At 71.4% G+C, this 15,614-nt stretch carries 16 protein-coding genes; 7 read left to right on the forward strand and 9 right to left on the reverse strand.

Annotated features, from left to right (window positions below):
* Nucleotides 1-81: 81 nt before the first annotated feature.
* Nucleotides 82-1,824, reverse strand: coding sequence for a proline--tRNA ligase (locus BJ992_RS23000; RefSeq protein WP_184984339.1), 1,743 nt, complete (start codon nt 1,822-1,824; stop codon nt 82-84).
* Nucleotides 1,825-2,101: 277 nt separating this feature from the next.
* On the opposite strand from BJ992_RS23000, the gene BJ992_RS23005 reads away from it, so the two are divergent.
* Nucleotides 2,102-3,433, forward strand: coding sequence for an FAD-dependent oxidoreductase (locus BJ992_RS23005; RefSeq protein ID WP_184984341.1), 1,332 nt, complete (start codon nt 2,102-2,104; stop codon nt 3,431-3,433).
* A 29-nt stretch (nt 3,434-3,462) separates the two neighbouring features.
* Here BJ992_RS23005 and BJ992_RS23010 read toward each other — a convergent pair whose 3' ends face one another.
* From BJ992_RS23010 to BJ992_RS23025, 4 genes are all read right to left on the reverse strand, one after another.
* Complete coding sequence (locus BJ992_RS23010; RefSeq protein WP_184984344.1) at nt 3,463-4,662, reverse strand: DUF6986 family protein; 1,200 nt, start codon at nt 4,660-4,662, stop codon at nt 3,463-3,465.
* A 2-nt stretch (nt 4,663-4,664) separates the two neighbouring features.
* A complete protein-coding gene (locus BJ992_RS23015) occupies nt 4,665-5,345 on the reverse strand; it encodes a copper homeostasis protein CutC (protein WP_184984346.1) in 681 nt (226 codons plus the stop codon).
* A gap of 108 nt (nt 5,346-5,453) precedes the next feature.
* Entirely contained in the window at nt 5,454-6,083 is a 630-nt protein-coding gene (locus BJ992_RS23020; protein ID WP_184984347.1) for a GNAT family N-acetyltransferase, read from the reverse strand.
* Between the two features lie 200 nt (nt 6,084-6,283).
* The gene (locus BJ992_RS23025) at nt 6,284-7,033 is read right to left on the reverse strand and encodes a GntR family transcriptional regulator (RefSeq protein WP_184984349.1); all 750 of its coding nucleotides are present in this window, start codon (nt 7,031-7,033) and stop codon (nt 6,284-6,286) included.
* Between the two features lie 152 nt (nt 7,034-7,185).
* On the opposite strand from BJ992_RS23025, the gene BJ992_RS23030 reads away from it, so the two are divergent.
* Nucleotides 7,186-7,530: a hypothetical protein gene (locus tag BJ992_RS23030; RefSeq protein WP_184984351.1), complete on the forward strand. Its 345-nt coding sequence runs from the start codon at nt 7,186-7,188 to the stop codon at nt 7,528-7,530.
* A gap of 212 nt (nt 7,531-7,742) precedes the next feature.
* Here the strand turns inward: BJ992_RS23030 and BJ992_RS23035 are convergent, their stop codons facing one another.
* Nucleotides 7,743-8,561, reverse strand: a complete 819-nt coding sequence (locus BJ992_RS23035) for an ATP-grasp domain-containing protein (protein WP_184984353.1) — start codon at nt 8,559-8,561, stop codon at nt 7,743-7,745.
* A gap of 148 nt (nt 8,562-8,709) precedes the next feature.
* Between BJ992_RS23035 and BJ992_RS23040 the strand changes: the two genes are divergently transcribed.
* Nucleotides 8,710-9,084, forward strand: a complete 375-nt coding sequence (locus BJ992_RS23040; protein WP_221474942.1) for a hypothetical protein — start codon at nt 8,710-8,712, stop codon at nt 9,082-9,084.
* A 24-nt stretch (nt 9,085-9,108) separates the two neighbouring features.
* Here the strand turns inward: BJ992_RS23040 and BJ992_RS23045 are convergent, their stop codons facing one another.
* From BJ992_RS23045 to BJ992_RS23055, 3 genes are all read right to left on the reverse strand, one after another.
* Nucleotides 9,109-10,017 carry an SDR family oxidoreductase gene (locus BJ992_RS23045; RefSeq protein WP_184984355.1) on the reverse strand — a complete coding sequence of 303 codons (909 nt, stop codon included), beginning with the start codon at nt 10,015-10,017 and terminating at the stop codon, nt 9,109-9,111.
* Nucleotides 10,018-10,144: 127 nt separating this feature from the next.
* Entirely contained in the window at nt 10,145-11,647 is a 1,503-nt protein-coding gene (locus tag BJ992_RS23050) for a glycoside hydrolase family 3 protein (protein ID WP_184984357.1), read from the reverse strand.
* 118 nt (nt 11,648-11,765) lie between these two features.
* Complete coding sequence (locus tag BJ992_RS23055; RefSeq protein ID WP_184984359.1) at nt 11,766-12,893, reverse strand: acetyl-CoA C-acyltransferase; 1,128 nt, start codon at nt 12,891-12,893, stop codon at nt 11,766-11,768.
* A gap of 165 nt (nt 12,894-13,058) precedes the next feature.
* On the opposite strand from BJ992_RS23055, the gene BJ992_RS23060 reads away from it, so the two are divergent.
* The 4 genes from BJ992_RS23060 to BJ992_RS23075 all read left to right on the forward strand — a co-directional run bounded on the left by BJ992_RS23060 (nt 13,059) and on the right by BJ992_RS23075 (nt 15,540).
* Nucleotides 13,059-13,772: a TetR/AcrR family transcriptional regulator gene (locus tag BJ992_RS23060; RefSeq protein WP_343072810.1), complete on the forward strand. Its 714-nt coding sequence runs from the start codon at nt 13,059-13,061 to the stop codon at nt 13,770-13,772.
* A gap of 39 nt (nt 13,773-13,811) precedes the next feature.
* Nucleotides 13,812-14,444 (forward strand): MerR family transcriptional regulator, encoded by a 633-nt coding sequence (locus BJ992_RS23065; protein WP_184984364.1) that lies wholly within the window; start codon nt 13,812-13,814, stop codon nt 14,442-14,444.
* 245 nt (nt 14,445-14,689) lie between these two features.
* On the forward strand, nt 14,690-15,193 hold the full coding sequence (locus tag BJ992_RS23070; RefSeq protein WP_184984366.1) for a DUF6232 family protein: 504 nt from the start codon (nt 14,690-14,692) through the stop codon (nt 15,191-15,193).
* Nucleotides 15,190-15,540, forward strand: coding sequence for a hypothetical protein (locus BJ992_RS23075; protein ID WP_221474943.1), 351 nt, complete (start codon nt 15,190-15,192; stop codon nt 15,538-15,540). Before BJ992_RS23070 ends, BJ992_RS23075 begins: the two co-directional genes overlap by 4 nt.
* The last annotated feature ends 74 nt before the right edge of the window (nt 15,541-15,614 follow it).

The raw sequence follows: 15,614 nt of genomic DNA on the forward strand, positions 1-15,614 counted from the left end.
GTCCTGCCCGGGCCGGCCGGTCCTTTCCTCCCCGCCCTGGCCGCCGGGTCGACCCGGCGGGGGGCGGGTCCAAAGGCAGGTTCAGGAAGAGACGGCCGCCAGCACCCGGCCGGCGGCCTCGGCGAGCGGGACCTCCTGCTTGTCGCCGGTGACGCGGTCGCGAAGCTCCGCGACCCCCTGGGCCAGGCCGCGGCCCACGATGAGGATGGTGGGGACGCCGAGCAGCTCGGCGTCCTTGAACTTCACGCCGGGAGAGACGCCGGGACGGTCGTCGACCAGGACGCGGACCCCCTTGGCGGCCAGCTCCTCGGCGAGCCCCAGGGCCACCTCGATCTGGTTGTCCTTGCCGGTGCCGACGATGTGGACGTCGGCGGGGGCGATCTCACGGGGCCAGACCAGGCCGAGCTCGTCGTGGCGCTGCTCGACGATCACGGCCACCGCGCGAGAGACGCCGACGCCGTAGGAACCCATGGTGACGCGGATCGGCTTGCCGTCGGGACCGAGCGCGTCGAGGCCTGCCGCGTCGGCGTACTTGCGGCCGAGCTGGAAGATGTGGCCGATCTCGATGCCGCGGTCGATGGCGAGCGGGTTGCCGCACTGCGGGCAGGAGTCGCCGGCGCGGACCTCGGCGGCCTCGATGGTGCCGTCGGCCTCGAAGTCGCGGCCCGCGACGACGTGGGCCGCGTGCCTGCCGGGCTCGTTGGCGCCGGTCACCCAGGAGGAGCCCGCGACGACACGCGGGTCCACCAGGTAGCGGATGCCGAGCTCCTTGAGCACCTGGGGGCCGATGTACCCGCGCACCAGGCCGGGGTGGCGCTCGAAGTCGGCGGCCTCGAAGATCTCGGGAACGCCGGGGGACAGTGACGCCTCCAGCCGCTTGAAGTCGACCTCACGGTCCCCCGGCACCCCGACGACCAGCGTCTCGGGTTCCTTGACGCCGGGGGTGCGCACCTTGACGACGACGTTCTTGAGGGTGTCGGCGGCCGTGACGTCAAGACCGTGGTGCTCGTTGACGTACGCCACCAGCGACTCGATGGTCGGGGTGTCGGGGGTGTCGAGCACCCGGAGCGGCGGCTGCGTCGCGGTCACCGCCGGAGGCGCGGGGGTGACGACGGCCTCGGCGTTGGCGGCGTACCCGCAGACGCGGCACGCCACGAACGTGTCCTCGCCGTTCGGCGCGGGAGCGAGGAACTCCTCGGACGCCGAGCCACCCATGGCCCCCGACATGGCGAAGCAGATCTTGTACTCGATGCCGAGCCGGTCGAAGATCTTGATGTACGCCTCGCGGTGCTGCTCGTAGGACCGCTTGAGGCCGTCGTCGTCCAGGTCGAAGGAGTAGGAGTCCTTCATGACGAACTCGCGGCCCCGCAGGATGCCGGCCCTCGGCCGCGCCTCGTCGCGGTACTTCGTCTGGATCTGGTAGAGGGTGACCGGGTAGTCCTTGTAGGAGGAGTACTCACCCTTCACCATGTCGGTGAACATCTCCTCGTGGGTGGGACCGAGGAGGTAGTCGGCACCCTTGCGGTCCTTGAGGCGGAACAGCGTGTCGCCGTACTCGGCCCACCTGCCGGTGGCCTCGTAGTACTCGCGGGGCAGCAGCGCGGGGAACAGCACCTCCTGGCCCCCCATGGCGTTCATCTCCTCGCGCACGACACGGGTGACGTTCTCCATGACGATCTTGCCGAGCGGCAGCCAGGAGTACACGCCGGGGGCGACGCGGCGGATGTAGCCGGCGCGGACGAGGAGCTTGTGGCTCGGCACCTCGGCGTCCGCCGGATCCTCACGCAGGGTGCGCAGGAACAGGGTGGACATACGCAGCAGCACGGCTACTCCTCGGTCGCGGGGGTCGTGGGAAGGGTTCGCGGCCTTCCGGCGGTTGAAACCTACGGATGGTTCTCCAGGTTATCGAGTCCGAGGCGGTCGCCGTCCGCGTCGCGGGCCGCCGGAGCGGGACCCGAAGGAGAGAAGAAAGTAACGGTACCGGATTATCTCGTCGCCTTCACGGCGCGCGACTGGCCGGGGAGGCCGGGGTGGACGACAATCTGCACAACGACCCCGCGGGGCAGGTGAACCCCGCGACAGGAGGCCGCAAGGAGGCCGCATGCCACTGCGCGTGGCGGTCGTGGGATCCGGCCCAGCCGGCATCTACACGGCCGAGGCACTGACCAAGCAGGCGGGCGAGCCGGTCGAGATCGATGTGCTGGACCGGCTGCCCACGCCGTACGGACTGGTGAGGTACGGCGTCGCCCCCGACCACACGTCGATCAAGTCGATCGCCGGATACCTGCGCCGGGTGCTCGAACTGCCCTCGGTGCGGTTCCTCGGGGGGGTGGAGCTCGGCAGGGACGTCTCGGCCGCCGACCTGGCCGCCTGCTACGACGCGGTGGTGTACTGCACCGGTGCCATGGTGGACCGGCGGCTCGGCATCCCCGGTGAGGACCTGCCGGGCAGCGTGGCCGCCACCGACTTCGTGAACTGGTACTGCGGCCACCCCGACGTGCCGCCGGAGACGTTCTCGCTGGACAGCACGGACGTCGCGGTGATCGGCGTCGGCAACGTCGCGGTGGACGTGGTGCGGGTGCTGGCCCGGTCCGCCGACGAGCTGCGGGCCACCGACGTGCCGCAGGAGGTGCTCGACCGGCTGGCCAAGAGCCAGGTGCGCACACTGCACATGATCGGCAGGCGTGGGCCCGAGCACGCCAAGTTCACGCTCAAGGAGCTGCGTGAGCTCGGCGACCTGTCCAACTGTGATGTGTCGGTGCGGCACGACGAGGCCGGCGACGGCGATGTGAGCGCGTTGTCGCGGCAGGTGCGCGGCAACGTCGAGGTGCTGCGGTCGTGGTGCGGCCGTACGCCGGCGGGCCGGCCGCGGCGCCTGGACGTGCGGTTCTGGCTGCGTCCCGTGGAGATCCTCGGCACGATCCGCGTCGAGGGGCTGAAGCTGGAGCGCACCGCGCTGGTGGACGGCAGGGTCACCGGCACCGGGGAGTTCGAGGTGGTCCCCGCCGGCATGGTGCTGCGCTCGGTGGGGTACCAGAGCGTGCCGCTGCCGGGGGTGCCGTTCGACGGCACGACCATGACCGTGCCGAACGTCGCGGGCCGGGTCGGCGAGGGCCAGTACGTCGCGGGGTGGCTGAAGCGCGGGCCGAGCGGGGTGATCGGCACCAACAAGTCCGACGCGGCCGAGACCGTGCGCACCCTGCTCGCCGACCTCGCGGTCCGAGGCGAGCGTGCCGCGCCGCCGTCCCGGCTGGACGATGTGCTGGCCGCGCGGAGGGTCCACCCGGTGACGTACGAGCAGTGGCTGTCCATCGAGGCCGCCGAGGCGGCGCTCGCGGTGGCGCTCGGCCGGGGCGAGCACGTCAAGCTGACCGGCCGCTCCGCCATGCTCGCCGCCTTCGGCCGCGCCGGGCTGCCGGGCCCCGCGCTCTGACCTGCGGGGCACATCAGGCGGCGGGGACGTCAGAGGCCCGTGTCGTCCGGTTCGGTGCCGTCCAGTGCCGACTCGGCGCGGTGCAGGGCCGCGGTGAGGGTCTTGACGGTGGCGGGCTCGTCGAGCACGCCACCCCCGGCCTCGCTCCTCGCCTGCCAGGCGGCGACCCGCGCGGCGTACGGCGCGTAGGTGGCGAGGTGGAAGGCGTACACGGTGGCGTAGCGGCTCACCAGGTGGGAGGGGTGCATGTCCCAGCCCTGGTGGAAGCCGTTGCGCAGCGAGTGGCGCACCGTCGTGGCGTGCGCGCGCCACAAGGCGTGCACGTCGGCCGTGGCGTCCGAGGCCGGCGCGGCGGCCAGGGAGCCGTCCGACAACTCCACGCCGGTGCCGGCCAGCGTGGTGCGCATGACCTCACGCGCGTGGTCGCACACCGGGTGGTCGAGCCGCTGCTCGGCCGGCGGCAGCCCGCAGGCCGCGGTGTAGTCGAAGACCCCGAAGTGCGCCGCCGCGAGCCTCCCGCCGAGCGAGGCCACCAGGTCCGGTGAGCGCTGGAGGAACAGCACGGTCTGCGGCGCCTCGACCTGCATCTCGAACCGCAGCGCGCCGCCGCCGAGCGCGAGCCCGGCCTCGATCGCGGCGAGCCGGTCGGCGAACTGCCGCAGGTAGGCCTCCATCAGCACCTTGGGGAACGTCACGGTGAACCCCGGCGGCAGCCCGCCGGCCCGGTCCACGACCCCGGTGAGGAACAGGTCCAGGGTCCGCAGGGACCTGCCGGGGTCCCCGTCGGCGAACGACTTCACCCGCGGCCCCCAGCGGCGCGGCAGTGTGCCGTCCCCGTGGGCCGCGGCCACGGACTCCGCGGCGGCGACGGCGTGCGCGTCCTCCTCGGCGTCCGGCCGCACGCCGTAGCCGTCCTCGAAGTCGACGCGCAGGTCCTCGACGGGCTCGGCGGCCAGCTTGCGCGCCACGCGGTCGCGTATGTCGGCCGCGAGGTCGCGCGGCAGGCCGAACACCTCGGCCAGGGACGCGGCGGGCAGATGGCGCTCCAGCAGGACGAGCGCCGCGTCACCCCACTCCCGCGCGGTGCCGGGACCGAACGCGCCGGCCGGCACGTAGACCGTGTGCACCGGCTGCCACCCGGCAGGCGGGCCGGGGAAGCGCTCGGACTGCTCCCGGTACGCCGCCGCGAAGCCGGGGACGTCGTCGTGGCCGCCGAGTGTGGTGCGCACGGTCAGACCGTGTCCACCAGGTCGCGCCACCGCCGCACACGTTCGCGATCGACCGGCGCGGACCACGACCCGCGCACGGCCCTGCCGACGTGGAAGGCGCGCACGCCGTAGTCGAGCAGCGGAGGCACCAGGTGCGGCTCCAGGCCGCCGCCGGCGAGGATCAGCGGCGCGTCCCCCGCCTCGGCACGGGCCCGCAGCACCGGCAGACCGCCGGCGATGCCGGAGGAGGAGCCCGAGGTGAGGACGGTGGCGAGGTTCGGCAGCAGACGGACGGCCCGCCAGCCCGCCTGCACGTCGGCCGCGTGGTCGACGGCGCGGTGGAACGTCCACGGCAGCGGCGTCACCGCGTGGATCAGCGCCTCGGTCGCGGCGAGGTCCACCGCGCCGGCGGCGTCGAGGAACCCGAAGACGAAACCGGCCGCGCCGGCGGAGGCGAGCGTACGCGCGGCGCGGCCGAGGCTTTCCAGCTCGTCCGGGGTGACCGTGTACCCGGAGTTGGACCGGAGCATCACCATCTGCGGCAGCGCGGACTGCTTGGTGATCGCTTCGACGGTCTCCGGCGCGGGGGTGAGCCCCCCCGCGGAGATGTCGGCCACGATCTCCAGGCGGTCCGCGCCGCCGTCTTCTGCGGCCACGGCGTCGCGCACGTCCAGCGCGATCACCTCAAGCAGCGATCCGGTCATGGGTCCAGAGATTATCCGACCGTCCTGTCCGGGGTTGGACCGCTACCGGATAGAACCTGGCTGCTGTCCGGAGTTGCCACTTGGGACCGCATCTGACCATGGCCTCGCTCAGGCCGGTGAGTAGGACGGCTGAAGGACCTGCGCCTCGGCGGCGACCCTGCTCCAGCGTGGCGCGGGCCCGGCCGTGCCGGTCAGGTCCGCGGGTCGCTGGAACAGCGCTCCGGAGGCACGGTGCGGCAGGTCCACAGTGCGCACGTGGCGGAAGCCGACCCGCCGGTAGTACCCCTGGAGCGCGGGGTTGTCCTTGGAGCAGTCCAGCCGTAGCCAGCCGAGCCCGGCGGCGGCCACGCGCAGCGCGGCCCAGTCGAGCAGCGTCTCGCCTAGACCGCGTCCCGCGAACGTCCGGCCCACCGCGAGCTTGTGCACGTACAGCGCGGACTCGGGGTGGTCGGCCGGGGTCCAGAACTCGGGGTCGGCGTGTCCGTCGAGGGCGAGCGTCGCGGCCGGCACGACGTTCCTGCCGCCGTCCTCGGCGCCGTCCAGGACGAACAGGGTGCCCGCGTCGATCAGCGGCTCGATCCGCGCGGCGGGGAAGCCGGCGGCCGGCCACTGCCGGATGCCGCGTCCGTTCAACCAGCCGGCCGCGTCGGCCAGCAGGCCGAGTACGCCGGGGAGGTCGGCGGGGGTGGCGGTACGGAGCGTGAGCGACCTGGCCTGCTGGAGGGTGTGGGGAGACATGGAGAGTTCCTTTCGTGACCGTTGGTGTCGCCTCGAACACGGAACGTGCTCGAACAAGGCGTACGGTTTTCTCAGTCAAAGCCCGGGTGAAGTGCGGCCACCGCACGCGTCACTGGTGTGTCCGGCCACGGCGAGGCGCGGCGCGTCCGTGAAGAGGGGACCGGCCACCCCCACAGGGGCCGGTCGGGGCCGGGCTCAGGTCAGCTCAGCGCGAGCTCGTACCTGATCAGATGCTTGTCGGCGGGCAGGACCGAGACGGCGACCCTGACCGGCAGGTCGTCGGAGTCGAAACCGACTCGGACATATACGACAACAGGCGTACCAGGTTCAAGTTGCAGCCGCGCGGCCTCCTCAGGAGTCGGCATGCGCGCGGAGATGTCGTCGACGACCCGGACCTGCCGATGCCCCAGCTCCTCCAGCACGCGGTTGGCCCCGCGTGTGATGTCGGCGGGACGGGCGATCTCCGAGTCATGCACCAGCGTGTAGGGGAAGTAGGAGTCGTTGGTGTTGTAGGGCTGGTCGTCGACGAACCGCAGGCGCCGCCGTACCACGGCGACGGCGCGCTCCTCCAGCTGGAGCCGGGTGGCGATGTCCTCGGGTGGCTCGACGATGGAGACCTCGATCTCCTGGCTGGGCTTGCGGCCTTCCTTGCCGACCGCCTCGGCGAAGGCCTCCCTGCGCGCGGCACCCGGCGCGGCGTTCAACTCGTCCTGCGGACGCATGAGCAGCGCGCGGCGGTCGCGCACGAAGCTGCCGCGGCGGCGCATCCGGGTGATCAGGCCTTCGTTCTCCAGCTCGGCGAGCGCCAGGCGCACGGTGTTGCGGCTGACTTCGTGGCTGTCCATCAGGTCCATCTCCGTAGGCAGCTGAGCACCCGGCCCGAGCTCGCCGCTGTAGATCGCCCTGCGCAGCTCGCCGGCCACCTGCTGATACAGCGTCGACCGTGCCAAATCTCACCTACGGTTGCGTCCTTTTGTACCTACGAATCTAGACGATCTCGATCTGACAGCAAACAACCCCTTGACCCGGGACGCGCGGACCCGCATTATCCAAACGTTGGTACAAATACATCAAAGAGAGTCGGCGAGGGGAGTGCGGGGCTGTGCTGGCGGTCCGGGCGGGAACGGCGTACCTGCCGTGGCACGATCCACGCGAGGCGACACGCCTACTGCGTTACGCGCTGCACCGTGAGGGGTTCACGCACACGTACCAGAGCAGCGGCACCGGGATGTCCGTCCTGTCGGTGACCACCGAGTTGACCGTGTGGTGCAGGAAGGGTTCCTTCGTCTGGACCGAGGACGGCCTCACCGTCACCCACCCGTCCGGCGACCCCGCCGGAGCGGCCCAGCTCATCAAGCGTCATCTCCGCAGGCCGGCCGAGGAGGACCCCCAGGACACCTGGGTGGACGACTCCTCCGGACGGCCGCCTCAGAGCTCCGTGCGGTAAACGACCGCCAGGACCCCAACCCTCGCCGGGGTCCTGGCGGTCGCGCCGGGGCGGAACGTGTCCTGGCGGGTCCCCCACGCCCGCCAGGACACGTTTCCGTTATTTCGGCCGATCTCCACCATTCCCCGTGGCGACCCGCGCGGACACCCCGCCATCGCCAACCGGTATGACGGTCCGGCGTGTCGGCACACGCGGCCCTGCGGGGGCCGGCGTCACAGCAGGCGGAGCAGCGCGGCGGTCAGCCGGTCGGCCGAGCCCGGCGCGTGGGCCAGGTAGAGGTACGGCTCCACCAGCTCCAGCTCGATCACCGCCGGAGCGCCGTCCGGCAGGCGCACGAGGTCCACGCGCGCGTACAACGGGGGCCGCGCCACGGTGGCGAGGACCCGCGCGGCCAGGGCGAGCTGGTCGGCGTCAGGGTCGCGTGGCGATGTGCCGAGGTGTCTTCCCTCCGGCGCGACGGGGGTGAGCATGGGGGTACGGCGGCGCGCGTGGCTGAACTCGCCGCCGAAGTAGACCAGGGAGATCTCTCCCTCTGCCTCGACCATCGGCAGGTACGGCTGGACCATCGCCACCCGGCCCGCCGCGTTCAGCAGGCGGACGTGCCGCGCCGCCGTGTCGCGGCCGGCGGTGCGGATCGTGTCGCGGGCCCCGGCGGACACCGAAGGCTTGACGACGTACTCGGCGTGGTCCGGCAGCTCCACCGGCTCGCCTGGCCCGATCCACGCGGTGGGGACGGTCGGCACGCCGAGGTCGCGCAGGTAGGACTTGTCGGAGTTGCGGTCGAGCAGCGCCGCCGGGTTGAGCAGCCGCGTCACGCTCTCCGCCTCGCGGGCCCACGCCACGAACGCGTCACGGCGGTAGACGTAGTCCCACGTCGAGCGCACCACCGCGGCGTCGAAACGCTCCCAGGCCACGGCGGGGTCGTCCCAGCGGACGGCCCGGCCGTCGATCCCGGCCCGTGACCAGGCCTCCAGCAGGACCGGCCGGTCGTCGTCCGGACCGTCGTAGGTGACATACGCGACCTTCAGCACGGCTCTCCCACTCAGTGATCTGTCAGCATCGTCAGCATCGTACGGACATGTCGGATACATGTGTATTCGTGGTCTATGCGGACCGAATGACCGGGTTCTTGGAAAGGCGGTGGTGTGGGTAGAAAACCGTCATGATGGGGGGGATGTCATGAAGAACGTCGCCATGGTGGTCTCGCTGGCCGGCATCGCCCTGTCCGGCGCGTTCGGTACCGCGGCCCCCGCAGGGGGGCCGCCAGGCGCGGACGGGAGGATCTACGTCAGCCGCGAGCAGTACCGGGTGCTCCTGGCCCAGTGCCGGTACGCCGACACCCCGGTCATGCGCGCGGACTGCCGCACCCGCACCGAGCAGCGATACGCCGTCGGGACGCGGGCACTCGAATCCCTCGACTGCCGCACCTACTCCGGCGTGACCGTCTGCGGCGAACTCACCCTCAGCGTCCGCGAGCAGGCCTGCGTACGCCAGGCCGTGGCCAGGGGGCTCACCTCCCGCCGCGCCGAGGTCGAGTGCTACGCCTTCTACTGATCCGGCTACTGATCCGGCCGGCGATCACCTGGTGCCGTACACCGGTTCGGCGATCGGGGCCTCGGCGATGAGCTTCGCGACCGCCACCCCCGCCTCCTCTGGACGCCACCGGGCTCCCTTGTCCACACCGGGACCGTGCCGCCAGCCGGTGGCCAGCGAGATCATGCCGCCTTCCAGCTCGAACACCCGTCCCGTCACGTGCGCGGACTCCCGCGACCCCAGCCAGACGACGAGCGGGGCGACGTTCGCGGGGTCCATGACGTCGAACCCCGTCTCAGGCGGCGCCACCATGTCGGCGAACGCCTCCTCGGTGATACGGGTGCGCGCGGCCGGCGCGATCGCGTTGACCGTCACCCCGTACCGGCCGAGCTCGGCCGCGGCCGTGTGGGTGAGCGCGACGATCCCCGCCTTCGCGGCGGCGTAGTTGCCCTGGCCGACGCTGCCGAGCAGCCCGGCGCCGGACGAGGTGTTGATCACCCGTGCGTCCACCGGGTCGCCGGCCTTGAAGCGCTCACGCCAGTACGCGGCGGCGTGCCGCAACGGCAGGAAGTGACCTTTGAGGTGGACCCGCACCACGTCGTCCCACTCGTCCTCGGTCATCGAGACGATCATGCGGTCCCTGACGTACCCCGCGTTGTTCACCAGCACGTCGAGACCGCCGAAGGCGCTCACGGCCGTCTTGACCAGCCGCGCCGCGCCGTCCCAGTCGGCCACGTCGTCGTGGTGCGCGACCGCCTCGCCGCCGAGGTCCCTGATCTCCTCGACCACCTCACGTGCGGGCTCCCCCGACCGGCCGCCGCCGTGGGGCCCGGTCCCGAGGTCGTTCACCACCACCTTGGCACCGTGACGCGCGAACTCCAGTGCGTGTGCCCGTCCGATCCCCCGGCCCGCTCCGGTCACCACGACGATCCGCCCCGCACAGATACCGCTCATTCACCGTTCCTCTTCCCCAAAAGATCGTGAGAAAGTTTCCCGATAAATCACGATTTATGCATGTGCAAGGAATGTGCCGAGGCCCGCGACCATCCCCGCCTGCCCGGCCCCGCCGGAAGAAGCCGGGTCAGGACCCGTCGAGAAGACCGGCCAGGACCTCCGCCGCGGCCTGGCCGCACACGCGGGCCGCGCCGTGGGTGGCGATGTGCACGGCGCCGAGGTCGGTGCGGCCCGGCAGGCCCATCTCCACGACGGCGGCGTCCGGCCGCGCGGCGAGCAGGCGGTCCAGCGCGCCGGCCAGCCAGGGGACCCGGTGCGCGTCCCTGACGACGATCACCAGCGGCCGGCCCGCGGCGGGGACGAGCGCGTCCCCGGCCGCGGCGGGGCCGAGCGCCGTCCAGTCGTCCTCCTCGAAGCGCGCGACCGAGGTGCCCGGCAGCAGCTTGGCGAGCGGCTCCCCCACTCCCCACGGTGTGTGCCGGTCGATGGCCAGGTTCATCACCGGCGCCAGCTCCACCACGTACGGCGCGACGCCACCCGGCGGGACGTCCCATCGCCGCCGGGTCACCCGTACGGCCCGCCGCGCCGCGACGAGCCCGAGCGACCGGCCGGGGACGGCCGTCGTGCGCGCCGCCTCGGCCCAGGCGGTCAGCTCCGCCGTGCGGCGGGCCGCGTCGGTCAGCCGCTCCTCGGTGAGCAGTCCCTCGGTGACCGCGTCGGCGACGGCCTCGCGGATGGCGACCACCACGTCCTCCCCCGCGTGCTCCCCGCCGACGCACACCAGGTCGGCCCCCGCCGCAACGGCGCGCGCGCTCGCCCCGCCGATGCCGTACCGGCCGGCCACCGCGGCCATCTCGATCGCGTCGGTGACGACGACGCCGCCGAAGCCCATCTCGTCGCGCAGCAACCCGGTCAGCACCGCGCGGCTCAGCGTGGCCGGCATGCCGGGATCGCAGGCCGCGACCAGCAGGTGGCCCGTCATGATCATGCGCACGTCCGCCTCGACCGCCGCGCGGAACGGCCGCAGCTCCACCTCGCGCAGCCGTTCGGGGCTCGCCGGCAACGTGGGGAGACCGTGGTGAGAGTCGATGCCGGTGTCGCCGTGTCCGGGGAAGTGCTTGGCGCACGCCGCGACCCCCGCCGCCTGGAGCCCCCGCACCCAGGCGGCGGTGTGCCGCGACACCAGCACGGGATCCGCGCCGAAGGACCGCAACCCGATCACCGGGTTGCGGGGATTGCTGTTGACGTCGGCGGACGGCGCGAAGTCGACGTTCACCCCGAGTGCCGCGAGGTCGGCGCCGAGCCCGCGCGCGATCTCCTCGGTGAGCGCGACGTCGTCCACCACGCCGAGCGCGTAGTTGCCCGGCCGTGAACTGCCGGTGCGGGCCTCGAGGCGGCTCACGTCACCGGTCTCCTCGTCCACGCCGATGACGGCGTCCGGCCGCTCGGCGCGCAGCGCGGCCGTCAGCTCGGTGACCTGTCCCGGGTCCGAGATGTTGCGGGAGAACAGCACCGCACCGGCGAGCCCCTCCCCGAGACGGCGGCGCAGCCACTCAGGCGGCGTCTCACCTTCGAACCCCGGCAACAGGACCGAATCGGCTAGACGCAGAAGCTCGGGGCTGCGCTTCATCACTCTCCTCGCCAGGTCGGGGCCGCCGGACTCGCCGGTGCGGGACGCACGCCAATCTAATAGGAAAGTTTCCTATTTTCCATAGCGCCGACCATGGCGTCTCCCGGCGCGGCCGAACTCACAGCCGCTCGATGATGGTGACGGCCGCCTGGTCGAGTCCTGTGGACACCACCTGCAGGCCGTACCGGCCGTCCACGCGCTCCAGCTCGTGCAGCAGCGAGGTCAGCAGCCGCGCGCCGTGCGCGCCGAGCGGACGGCCGAGCGCGAGCGCGCCGCCGGAGGGGTTGACCCGCCGGGGATCGGCCCTGGTCTCCAGCAGCCACGCCATCGCGAGCGGCGCGTACGCCTCGTCGGCCTCCACGACGTCGATGTCGTCGAGCGTCAGCCCCGCGGCGCGCAGCGCGCGCACGGTGGCCGGGATCGGCGCGGCGAACGGCGCGGCGGGATCGCCGCCTCGTGCGGACATGTGACGCAGCCGGGCCCTGGCGGTCAGCCCGTGCTCGCGCACCGCCTCCCGCGAGGCGATCATCACGACCGCGGCGGCGTCGGCCGGCGGGGCCGTGAGCGCGGCCGTGGTGCGATCACCCTCACGGCGCGGCGCCACGGCCGCCAGCTTCTCGGCGGTGACGTCGCGGCGCGGCACCTCGTCCGACCGCATCCCGAGCGCAGGCACGATCTCGCGCGCGAAGCGGCCCTCGTCGGTGGCGGCGACCGCTCTGCGGTGCGACTCGATGAGGTACTCCTCCATGTCGCCCCTGGACAGTTCCCAGCGCCGCGCGACCAGCTCGGCGGCGCGCCACTCGGAGGTGTCCTTGCCGCGGTACCTGGCGGCCCAGCCCCTGGAGCCCGCGGCCGGCGAGGGCTCGTCCGTCCCCGCCGGGACGGCGCTCATGTTCTGCACGCCTCCGGCCACCACCAGGTGCGCGTCGCCGGCGCGCACCGCCTCGGCGGCGAAGCGCACCGCGCGCGAACCCGAACCCGCGCCGTGGTCCACGGTCACGCCGGGTACCGCCTCGGGTAACCCCGCCGCCAGCCAGGCGACGCGCGCGACGTTCCCGGCGCGCGGGCCCGCGGTGTCCGCGCCGCCGAGCACGACCTCGTCCACGGCCGCGGGATCGGCACCGGTACGATCCATCAGCGCGCGCAGCACGTGGGCCGCGAGGTCGGCCGGGTGCACGGCCGAAAGCCCGCCGCCACGCCGGCCGGTGGGGGTGCGCACCGCGCCGACGATGTACGCGTCCGTCATCACGCGCCGCCTTCCGGATCTTCCGGCCGCGCGGCGCGCGGCTCCACATATCGGTCAATATCAGCGTAACAAGCGCTTGGTAGCCTCTGATCCCGGGGATGAGCTGCCGCCTCTTCCCCGTCAACAGGCGAACAAGCGATTGCGTGGAGGCTCATAATGGGGGACGTGAACACGCGAAAGAACGCCGGAGGCGCGGTCGCGGACACCGCCGATGCCACCTCTTCACCGGGGGCACCGAAGCGCCAGGGGGGCACCCGGCGTGCGGGGTCGAGCGGCTCCGCCTCCGAGCGCCGCGACCATCTGGTCAAGCTGGCCGCCGAGCTCTTCGCGCGCAAAGGCTTCCAGGCGACCACGGTACGCGAGATCGCCGACGAGGCGGGCATCCTTTCCGGCAGTCTCTATCACCATTTCGACTCCAAAGAGACCATCGTCGACGAGGTCCTGTCCACCTTCCTCAAGGACCTCATCGGCCGCTACCGCGCGGCGCTCGACGACAGCTCCGACGCGCGCACCGTGCTGTCCGAGATGGTGCGCATCGGCTTCAGCACGCTGGAGCCCCACCGCGCCGCCATCACCGTCATGCAGAACGACTGGAACTACCTGCGCTCACTGCCAGGCGACCGGTTCGACTACCTCATCAAGGCCGAGGACGAGGTCGAGCGCATGTGGATCGAGCAGATCAAGCGCGGCCAGGCCGAGGGGCTGTTCCGGCCGGACGCCGACCCCAAGCTCACCTACCGCATGATCCGCGACACGATCTGGGTCGCGGTCCGCTGGTTCCGCCCCGGCGGACGCCTCAACACGGCCACGCTCGCCGAGCACTACATCACCGTCCTGTTCGACGGCCTCGGCACCGGCGAGCGCACCGGCCAGACCTGATCAGATAGCCACACTATCCAATTAGGATACGCTCGTCGTATGCGCATCTCCGAACTGAGCGCCACCTCGGGGGTCCCGGTCCCCACGATCAAGTACTACCTGCGTGAGGGCCTGCTCCCCCACGGCACGCCGACGTCCGCCACCCGCGCCGAGTACGGCGAGGCGCACCTGCGCCGCCTGCGGCTCATCCGCGCGCTGCTGGAGGTCGGCGGCCTGTCCGTCGCGGCCATCGCCAAGATCGTCGCGGCGGTCGAGGACGAGACCGTGCCGGTGCACACGATGCTCGGCACCGCGCACTACGCGCTGGCACCCGCCGTCGAGACCCCGGCGGACGACGAGGAGTTCGGCGCGGCCCTCGCGCGGGTCGACGACCTGATCGACGAGCTCGGCTGGCAGATCACCCCCGACGCGCCGACCCGCACCGAGCTCGCCTGGGTGCTCGCGCGCCTCAGCCGGCTCGGCCGTCCGGCGGACGACGAGGACCTGCGCCGCTACGCGGCCACCGTCATGGAGCTGGTCACCATCCACGACATGACCAAGGTCTCCTTCGACGGCCCCAGGGAGGCCGCGGTGGAGTCCCTGGTCGTCGGCACGGTCCTCTACGGCAAGGTCTTCGACGTGCTGCGCAGGCTGGCCCACGAGTCGGCCTCCGCACAACTCCTCAACCTCTGACCCGGACACTCACCCCTGCGCCTGGCAAAAAGGGCAAAACCCCGGGATTCCACCAATAAGCCGTCATAAACCGCTCCGGTAGCAATCGTTGGCGCCTTCTGCAGCCCATTCCCCGCCGACAATCGGCGGAAATCTATGGTAACTATTACGATCATGAGCCTTGAGGTGCATAATCTCCCAATGTCCGGGAGCTTCGGGAGAAGGGCTCCTCGGCACCTGATCAGCGCTTCAGAAAAGAGCAGCCGATGGTGGTTCAGGTCCGGATCAGCGAAGGCGTCCTGTGGGTCGGTGGCGAGGCCTATCCGCTGAGAAACATCGCGCACGTCGGACAGCGTGTACTGGAGGTCAACAAGGGAGCCGCGTGGAAACGGTTCAGCATTCGGGTCCTGATCACATTGCTGGCCGGCTTGATTCTCTCGGCGTTCAGCGACACCCTCGCGCTCATCGTCATTCTCGGCGTGACGGCACTGCTGATCTGGCGCCTGGTCACGGTACTCAATCAGCCACCTCTCCACGGCCTGGTCATCAACACCTCCGGCACCCAGCGCGACGCCGTATGGAGCACCGCGGCCAGTGAGGTCGCGCATCTGGTCCACGAGATCACCAAGGCGATAGGTCACCCTGATTCCGCACAGATGGTCATCAACGTCGCTCACGCCGTCCAGGGCGACTACATCCAGCAGTACGGATCGGGAAGCATCGGCAAGGCGCGCCATGACGGCTCCGGGGACATCTTGGCAGGCAAATGATGAGCCGTGACCGTATCACCCAGTTCGGTCAGGGCAGCATAGGCAAGGCGACTCATGAAGGCATCGGCGACATCGTGGCTGGAGGAAAATTCGCATCCGATCCAGAGCTGAGGTCCACCGCGCTCGAGAACCTGCTCCTGGCGATCGACGCACTGAGGAATCACCTGGACGACCACGATCAAGCCGAGGTCAACAAAGCGGTCGAACAGCTCCGACCGGACAGCACCGCTGTGGAACTCAGACAACCTCTGGGAAAAATCGCAGGAATCGCTACGGTTGTCGGAGATGTCGGAGTTCCTGTGATAAACGCGATAAAAGAGCTTCTGAGCCTATTTTCGAGTTCCTAGTCCGGCCAGGCCACCGGACGGCGCGGCCGTCGGGCCGGACCTCACCGAGCTCCCCGCCTGCAGGCGGGGAGCTT

Source organism: Sphaerisporangium rubeum (assembly GCF_014207705.1).
GTDB classification, from domain to species: Bacteria; Actinomycetota; Actinomycetes; order Streptosporangiales; family Streptosporangiaceae; genus Sphaerisporangium; species Sphaerisporangium rubeum.

Coding starts and splice junctions, on each gene's coding strand:
- BJ992_RS23040 (WP_221474942.1), top strand. CDS start 8,710: ATGAAGAACGTCGCCATGGTGGTCTCGCTGGCCGGCATCGCCCTGTCC.
- BJ992_RS23005 (WP_184984341.1), top strand. CDS start 2,102: ATGCCACTGCGCGTGGCGGTCGTGGGATCCGGCCCAGCCGGCATCTAC.
- BJ992_RS23020 (WP_184984347.1), bottom strand. CDS start 6,083: ATGTCTCCCCACACCCTCCAGCAGGCCAGGTCGCTCACGCTCCGTACC.
- BJ992_RS23070 (WP_184984366.1), top strand. CDS start 14,690: ATGGTGGTTCAGGTCCGGATCAGCGAAGGCGTCCTGTGGGTCGGTGGC.
- BJ992_RS23075 (WP_221474943.1), top strand. CDS start 15,190: ATGATGAGCCGTGACCGTATCACCCAGTTCGGTCAGGGCAGCATAGGC.
- BJ992_RS23050 (WP_184984357.1), bottom strand. CDS start 11,647: ATGAAGCGCAGCCCCGAGCTTCTGCGTCTAGCCGATTCGGTCCTGTTG.
- BJ992_RS23045 (WP_184984355.1), bottom strand. CDS start 10,017: ATGAGCGGTATCTGTGCGGGGCGGATCGTCGTGGTGACCGGAGCGGGC.
- BJ992_RS23015 (WP_184984346.1), bottom strand. CDS start 5,345: ATGACCGGATCGCTGCTTGAGGTGATCGCGCTGGACGTGCGCGACGCC.
- BJ992_RS23055 (WP_184984359.1), bottom strand. CDS start 12,893: ATGACGGACGCGTACATCGTCGGCGCGGTGCGCACCCCCACCGGCCGG.
- BJ992_RS23065 (WP_184984364.1), top strand. CDS start 13,812: ATGCGCATCTCCGAACTGAGCGCCACCTCGGGGGTCCCGGTCCCCACG.